The organism is Pseudothauera rhizosphaerae (genome assembly GCF_004801305.1).
In the GTDB taxonomy this organism is placed as follows: domain Bacteria; phylum Pseudomonadota; class Gammaproteobacteria; order Burkholderiales; family Rhodocyclaceae; genus Pseudothauera; species Pseudothauera rhizosphaerae.
Genome location: NZ_SSOD01000045.1, coordinates 1 through 1,313 on the forward strand (window position 1 = coordinate 1; position 1,313 = coordinate 1,313).

The 1,313-nt window shown below is 67.7% G+C and carries 1 protein-coding gene and 1 pseudogene; both read right to left on the bottom strand.

Annotated elements, in window-relative coordinates; all coding sequences use genetic code 11:
• A partial coding sequence (locus tag E6O51_RS21670) for a hemagglutinin repeat-containing protein (protein ID WP_168735365.1) occupies window positions 1-490 on the bottom strand: 490 nt, incomplete at its 3' end.
• A 104-nt stretch (window positions 491-594) separates the two neighbouring features.
• Window positions 595-1,116, bottom strand: a pseudogene (locus tag E6O51_RS22355) (sigma 54-interacting transcriptional regulator); the annotation flags it as partial.
• Window positions 1,117-1,313: the final 197 nt, after the last annotated feature.

The window sequence follows — 1,313 nt, forward strand, 5'->3', positions numbered from 1 at the left end:
TGGTGTAGGCGGCGGACTGGACGAAGGAGCCGTAGCAGATCGGCGGGATGCACAGGGAGAGGTCGAGCCCCGAGCTCGATTGCTTGCTGGTGTAGCGGCTCACGTCCTGCAGCGTTTCGATGAGCAGGTCGCCGCCGATGTTCATGAGCACGGTGTCGCCCGCGAGCTGCGCGCCCTTCAGGGTGGTGTCTCTTCCGGAGGTGACCGTGAGGGTGTCGGTGGCGGTGATGAGGGTGTTGTCCCACACGGTTTCCGTGCCGTTGGCCCGGCCTTTGGCCTGCCCGGCGTTGAGCTGGATGGAGAAGCCGTGGCTGCGTTCGCAGCACGGCCGGCCGAGAGGAGGGAGACGGGGCGACGGATATGCCGTCGGCGGGCTACGCCCGCGAAGGGTTAAAGCGACGAAGCGATGACGCTGCGGAAGGGGCGGACGCGGAACTCGCCGTACCGGCGGGTGAAGCTCACGTCGCCGTCCTCGAAACCCACAGCCCACGGCCAGCCGTGATGGAACGAGCGCGACCAGTAGATGCTGTCCAGACCGCCGGTCTGCACGAAGTGCTCGCGGGCCGTGACCCAGGCCAGCATCAGGTCTTCCTGCTCGGCCGAGAAGCGCGCCACGAAGTGGTCGGCCAGGGCCACGATGTCCCCGCCCCGTTCCCGCAGCGGCGGGATGGTGATCGGGAACACGTTGAGCCGGTAGTAGAGGTCCTCCCGGAAGCGCCCCTCCGCGACCATGGCCCGCAGGTCCCGGTTGGTGGCCGCCAGGATGCGCAGATCCACCTGGATCGTGGCGTTGCCCCCCACCCGCTCGAAGCTCTTCTCCTGCAGCACGCGCAGGAGCTTGGCCTGCATGGGCAGCGACAAGCGCGCCACGAAGTGGTCGGCCAGGGCCACGATGTCCCCGCCCCGTTCCCGCAGCGGCGGGATGGTGATCGGGAACACGTTGAGCCGGTAGTAGAGGTCCTCCCGGAAGCGCCCCTCCGCGACCATCGCCCGCAGGTCCCGGTTGGTGGCCGCCAGGATGCGCAGATCCACCTGGATCGTGGCGTTGCCCCCCACCCGCTCGAAGCTCTTCTCCTGCAGCACGCGCAGGAGCTTGGCCTGCATGGGCAGCGACATGACCCATTCGACCCTTTCAACCAAGGAGCACACCATGAGCGAAACCACCACCAGCACCACCCCGCCTGTCATCGGCCAGCCGTGGCCCGAACAGGGTGGGATTTTCATCGGCAGCCGCCTGATCGATGGCCAGGTCCATCACATCATCACGCCGGCCGGCATCGAGCACGACCGGCGGGCCGACTTCGACCAGATCG